Origin of the sequence: Frankia sp. Cppng1_Ct_nod (assembly GCF_920656135.1) — a bacterium.
GTDB classification, from domain to species: Bacteria; Actinomycetota; Actinomycetes; order Frankiales; family Frankiaceae; genus Protofrankia; species Protofrankia meridionalis.
Genome location: NZ_CAKKTK010000103.1, coordinates 7,902 through 13,664 on the forward strand (window position 1 = coordinate 7,902; position 5,763 = coordinate 13,664).

General features: G+C 70.8%; 6 protein-coding genes. 4 read left to right on the forward strand and 2 right to left on the reverse strand.

Annotated features, from left to right (window positions below; genetic code table 11):
• Positions 1-27: 27 nt before the first annotated feature.
• The 4 genes from crtI (at position 28) to NBW77_RS20280 (ending at position 4,902) form a co-directional block, all read left to right on the forward strand.
• Positions 28-1,539 carry a phytoene desaturase family protein gene (gene crtI / locus NBW77_RS20265; RefSeq protein ID WP_131747439.1) on the forward strand — a complete coding sequence of 504 codons (1,512 nt, stop codon included), beginning with the start codon at positions 28-30 and terminating at the stop codon, positions 1,537-1,539.
• A 221-nt stretch (positions 1,540-1,760) separates the two neighbouring features.
• Positions 1,761-2,825 (forward strand): AAA family ATPase, encoded by a 1,065-nt coding sequence (locus NBW77_RS20270; protein WP_242605932.1) that lies wholly within the window; start codon positions 1,761-1,763, stop codon positions 2,823-2,825.
• Positions 2,822-3,835 (forward strand): DUF58 domain-containing protein, encoded by a 1,014-nt coding sequence (locus NBW77_RS20275; RefSeq protein ID WP_250280155.1) that lies wholly within the window; start codon positions 2,822-2,824, stop codon positions 3,833-3,835. Before NBW77_RS20270 ends, NBW77_RS20275 begins: the two co-directional genes overlap by 4 nt.
• Positions 3,836-3,906: 71 nt before the next feature.
• Positions 3,907-4,902, forward strand: coding sequence for a phytoene/squalene synthase family protein (locus NBW77_RS20280; protein ID WP_131747441.1), 996 nt, complete (start codon positions 3,907-3,909; stop codon positions 4,900-4,902).
• 9 nt (positions 4,903-4,911) lie between these two features.
• Here NBW77_RS20280 and NBW77_RS20285 read toward each other — a convergent pair whose 3' ends face one another.
• Both NBW77_RS20285 and NBW77_RS20290 read right to left on the reverse strand, forming a co-directional pair.
• Positions 4,912-5,334: a TOBE domain-containing protein gene (locus tag NBW77_RS20285; protein WP_131747442.1), complete on the reverse strand. Its 423-nt coding sequence runs from the start codon at positions 5,332-5,334 to the stop codon at positions 4,912-4,914.
• A 78-nt stretch (positions 5,335-5,412) separates the two neighbouring features.
• A partial coding sequence (locus NBW77_RS20290; protein WP_250280156.1) for a TOBE domain-containing protein occupies positions 5,413-5,763 on the reverse strand: 351 nt, incomplete at its 5' end.

A 5,763-nucleotide genomic window follows, 5' to 3' on the forward strand; every position in this document is an offset into this window, starting at 1 on the left:
GGCGAGCGGACAGGCGAAAGGAGTTGGATGCGTACGGTGAACGGCCCGACCGAAACGGTCGTGATCGTGGGGGCGGGCCTCGGCGGGTTGTCGGCCGCCCTGCGGCTGGCCGGCGCAGGTCGCCAGGTCACCGTCGTCGAACGCGAGGACGTCCCGGGTGGGCGGGCCGGGCGGCTGCTCGCCGGCGGCTACCGGTTCGACACCGGTCCGACCGTGCTGACCATGCCGGACCTGATCGCCGACGCCTTCGACTGCGTCGGGGAGAACCTCGACGACTGGCTGCGGCTACGGCCCGTTGACCCGCTGTACCGGGCACGCTACCCCGACGGCTCCCACCTCGACGTCCATGCCGACGCCGACGCGACCGCCGAAGAGATCACGCGCGTGTGCGGGCCGGCGGAGGCCGCGGGCTACCGCAGGTTCGTCGCGTTCGTGTCCGCGCTGTACCGGGCTGAGATGCGCGACTTCATCGACGCCTCGATCGACTCGCCGCTGGGCCTGCTGCGGCCGTCGCTGGCGCGGCTGGTCGCCCTCGGCGGGTTTCGTCGGCTCGCGCCCGCGGTGGGCCGGTACCTGCACGACGAGCGCACCCGCCGGGTGTTCTCGTTCCAGGCGATGTACGCGGGCCTGTCCCCCCACGACGCGCTCGCTCTGTACGCCGTGATCGCCTACATGGACTCGGTGGCCGGCGTGTACGTTCCGGTCGGTGGGATGCACGCCGTCCCGGTGGCCATGGCCGGCGCGGCAGCCAAGCACGGAGTGACGTTTCGTTACGGCACCCGGGTGACACGGGTGGAGACCCGCGGCCGGCGGGCCGTCGCGGTACATACCGCCGCGGGCGAACGCATCCCCGCGGATGTCGTGGTGCTCAATCCCGACCTGCCGACCGCCTACCGGGAACTGCTGCCCGCGTCGGTAACCCCCGGACGCCTCCGCCGCCTGCGCTTCGCGCCGTCCTGCTTCCTGCTGCTGGCCGGCTCGCGCGCGGGCTACCCGGGCAGTGCCCATCACACGATCCACTTCGGACGCTCCTGGCGGCGGACCTTCGACGAGATCATCAACCGCGGTGAGCTGATGAGCGACCCGTCCTTCCTGGTCACCACAGCGACGGCGAGCGACCCGTCGCCGGCCCCGGCCGGCCGGCACTGCTATTACGTGCTGTTCCCGACCCCGAACCTCACCGCGCCGCTGGACTGGTCGGTGCTCCGGTCGCGCTACCGGGATGAGGTGGTCGAAACCCTCGAACATCACGGGTACACCGGTTTCGGCGCCGGAATCGAGATCGAGGACGTAACCACCCCCGCGGACTGGCGGGCACGGGGAATGACTGCCGGCACCCCGTTCGCCGCCGCCCACACCTTCGGTCAGACCGGGCCCTTCCGGCCGGCGAACCTGGCGCCCGGTCTCGACAATGTCGTGTTCACCGGCAGCGGAACCCAACCCGGCGTCGGTGTGCCCATGGTGCTCATATCAGGACGGCTGGCCGCCGAGCGGGTTGTGGGGCGGGACAGGACCTACCGCTCCCGGGCACTGCGATGACCAGGCCGTCGACAGGATCCCACCGGAAAAGTTCAAATTTTCCTTAAAGAATTATCTGGGCGGGCCGGCCGCTCCGGTTTCAGGTCTCGATTCCCGGCATCGGCTGCGAGACTGAGGCCATGGACGAACGGCTCGCCGACGCGACCGCGCCGACCCCGGACGGGTCCGGGCCCACCGCATCCGATTCCAGCCGGACCGCATCCGATTCCAGCCGGACCGAGATGGATCTGGCCGGCCCCGACACGATCACCGACGCCGACCACCTCGAACGCGCCCTGTTCGAGGTCAAGAAAGTGATCGTCGGCCAGGACCACATGGTCGAGCGGATACTGGTGGCCCTGCTCGCCCGCGGGCACTGTCTGCTCGAGGGCGTGCCGGGGGTGGCCAAGACGCTCGCCGTCCAGACCCTGGCCACCGTGGTCGGTGGGACGTTCGCCCGCATCCAGTTCACCAGCGACCTGGTCGTCTCCGACATCGTCGGCACCCGCGTGTACCGGCAGACCCGGGAGACCTTCGACGTCGAGCTGGGTCCCGTCTTCGCGAACTTCGTCCTCGCCGACGAGATCAACCGCGCGCCCGCGAAGGTGCAGTCGGCGCTGCTGGAGGTCATGTCCGAACAGCAGGTCTCCCTCGGCGGCGTCACCCATCGGCTGCCCGCGCCGTTCCTGGTGCTGGCCACGCAGAACCCGATCGAATCCGAGGGGGTGTACCCGCTCCCGGAGGCGCAGCGCGACCGGTTCCTGATGAAGGTGAACGTGCCGTACCCGAACGGCAGCGAGGAGCTGGAAATCGTCCGCCGGATGGGTGTGCAACCACCCCGGGCGGAACCCGTCCTGGACCCGCGGACCCTGATACGGCTGCAGGCTCGGGCCACCAACGTGTTCGTGCACCACGCGATCGCCGACTACGCCGTCCGAATGGTGCTGGCGACCCGCTCACCCGGCGAGTTCGGGATGCCCGAACTCGCCGGCCATCTCGCCTACGGGGCGTCACCACGCGCCTCGCTCGGTCTGGTCGCGGCGGCACGGGCGCTCGCGATGCTGCGCGGCCGGGACTACGTCGTGCCGGACGACGTCACCGCGGTGGCCCTTGACGTGCTGCCGCACCGGTTGGTGCTGTCCTACGAGGCGTTGGCGGAGGGGTTGTCCGCGGAGGCCATCGCCGAACGCGTCCTGCGCGGTACCCCGCCGCCGCAGGTCGCTCCCCGGCAGCAGAACTACTCCGGTCACTGGACCACGAATCCGCAGGGCTTTCCCGAATACGGGAGCCAGGGGACCTCCGCGTGAGCGCGGACCGGTCCAGCCCCGAGCCCGGCGCCCACCAGCAGCCGGCCGCGGATCCGTCGATCGCGCGGACCCTGCGCCGCCTCGAGCTGACGGTGACCCGGCGCCTCGACGGGCTGCTGCTCGGCGACCATCTGGGCCTGGTCCCCGGGTCGGGGACCGAGAAGGCCGAAAGCCGCGCCTACCATGTCGGGGACGACGTCCGGCGGATGGACTGGGCTGTCACCGCCCGGACAACCGTGCCGCATGTGCACGATCTCATCGCCGACCGCGAGCTGGAGACGTGGATACTCGTCGACCTCACGGCCAGCCTGGAGTTCGGCACCGCGACGATGGAAAAACGCGACCTCGCGGTCGCCGCGGTCGCCGCGGTTGGCTACCTCACGGCACGTAGCGGTAACCGGTTGGGAGCATACGTGCTGACCGGCTCCGGCCCCCGGATGATCCCGGCCCGCGCCGGCCGCGACGGCCTGCGTGCGCTGCTCCGGACGCTGCTGGCGATACCGCGGTCCGCGCTGGACCGGCCGCGGCGGTCTCCTGACACCGCTGCCGCAACCAACCTTGCCGCGGCCGTGAACGGGCTGCGCAACCCGCCCCGGCGTCGCGGCCTGGCAGTCGTGATCTCGGACTTCCTGTCCACCGACATGTCCTGGGAACAGCCGCTACGCGCGCTCGCCGGACGCCACCAGGTACTCGCCATCGAGATCATCGACCCGGGTGAGCTTGAGCTTCCGGCCGTGGGGCTGCTCCACGTCGTGGACCCGGAAACCGGCGCGTTGCTGGAGGTACCCACCTCGTCCCGCCGGCTGCGCGACTCCTACGCCCGAGCCGCCGCGGCACACCGCCGGGATGTCGACGCGGCGCTGCGCCGGGCCGGGGCCGGTCACCTCGTCCTGCGGACCGACTCCGACTGGCTGTCAGACATCGTCCGTTTCGTTCTGGCCACCCGCCGCAGCCGCGGCGCGGGCAGGCGCCCGCCGGTGGCGCCCCGACCGGCCGAAACCACCCGATGATCTCATCGCGGCGACCGCTGGTTTCCGTCTGCCGCGTGCCCTGATCCGGCGGAGGAGGATAGTCACTGGTCGTGCGCGAACTGACCGCCGCCGGGATCGCATCCCCCCGGTTACGGCGCTCGTACCTGGAATGCCGCCGGCTCAACGCCTCGCACGGCCGGACGTACTTTCTCGCGACCGCGCTGCTGCCGGCGTGGAAACGGCCGTACGTCCATGCCCTCTACGGGTTCGCGCGCTATGCGGACGAGATCGTCGACGATCTCGACTCCGCTCTTTGTGACGCGCAGAGGTCCGCCCGGCTGCGCGGCTGGGGCGAGGAGTTCCTGGCCCACGCGGGAACGGGCTCGGGCCCGGGTAGCGGCCCTCAGTCGTGGCGGTCCGGTGCCGGTGAAAGCCCCGGGAACATCTCCGTGCTGCCGGCGCTCCTCGACACGATCAGGCGGTGGGACATCCCGCTGGAGCACTTCGAGGCGTTCCTCGACTCCATGCGGATGGATCTCACCGTGACCTCCTACGCGTCCTTCGACGACCTGATGGTCTACGTCCACGGTTCGGCCGCGGTGATCGGTCTGCAGATGGTGCCGATCCTCGAGCCGACCTGCTCGGCGGCCCTGCCCTACGCCCGCGATCTCGGCACCGCCTTCCAGCTGGCGAACTTCATCCGCGATGTCGGCGAGGACCTCCGCCGCGGACGGGTCTACCTGCCGCAGGAGTCCCTGGACCTGTTCGGCGTGACCCGCGGACACCTCGCCGCCGGTGTGGTGGACGGCCCGGTGCGCCGGCTGCTCGCCTTCGAGATCGCCCGCGCCCGGGAGCTGTTCCGTGCGGCAAGGCCCGGCATCCGGCTGCTGCACCCGACCTCCCGCGACTGCGTCGACACCGCGTTCCGGCTTTACAGCGCCATCCTGGACGAGGTGGAACGCGCCGACTACCAGGTGCTGGACAGGCGGGTCGCCGTCGGGGTGGGCCGGCGGATCGCCGTCGCCGGCCCCGGCCTTCTGCGGGCCGTTCGCGCCCGCCGCCGCGTCCAGTGCCCCACCTGCGTCCAGGGCACCACCGCCCGCTGACGTCGGCCGTCAGGCGGTCGAGAGGACGACCTCCGTCGACTTGATCAGGGCGGTCACGGTGGAACCCGCCGCGAGACCGAGGTCGGTCGCGGCGGCCCGGGTGATCGCCGCTGTGATCTCACCGCCGCCGTCGAGGCGGATGTGGGCGACCGTCATCGCACCGCCCGTCTCCAGACCGGAAACCGTGCCGGGTAGCTGATTGCGAATACTGATGCCGGCGACAGCGCCCGTGGCCAGGGAGACCTCGGTCGACTTGATCAGAACGTCGACGGCCGAACCCACCGAAATACCGAGATCCTTGACCGCGTCCATGGTCACCGCGGCTGTGATGCTCCGCCCACCGGAGACGTCGATCGCCACTGTACCCATCACCGCACCACTGGTGATCTCGGTAACGGTTCCGGTGAGCCGGTTACGAATACTCAAGCCCATTGATCTACCTCATCACTTCGGGATGCCGCTTCGGGACGTCACTTCGGGATGCCGCTTCGGGTCGGACGGCTCCCACTCTCATATTCCCTCCACCCACCCGATCGGGCTGTCAGCCACCGGGTCGGGGTAGGTGTCGACGTCGGTTGCCTTGAACGACGCCCAGACGGTCATGCCCGGTTCCAGACGCAGTTCGGCGAGAGCCGCCGGGGTGACGTCGGCGAGCACCGGCGGGGTCGTGTCAAGTGCGATGCGGGCCCGGTCGCCCAGCAGTTCCAGGCCGGCGACCCTGCCGGCGAGGGTGTTGCGGGCGCTGCCGTGCGGCTCGACGACGCCGAGGACGACGGCGGACGGCCGCAGCGCGGCCAGCACCGGCCCGGCGATCGCCGTGTCCGCGATGGTCAGCATGCCGCCACCGGCCAGTCGCACGCC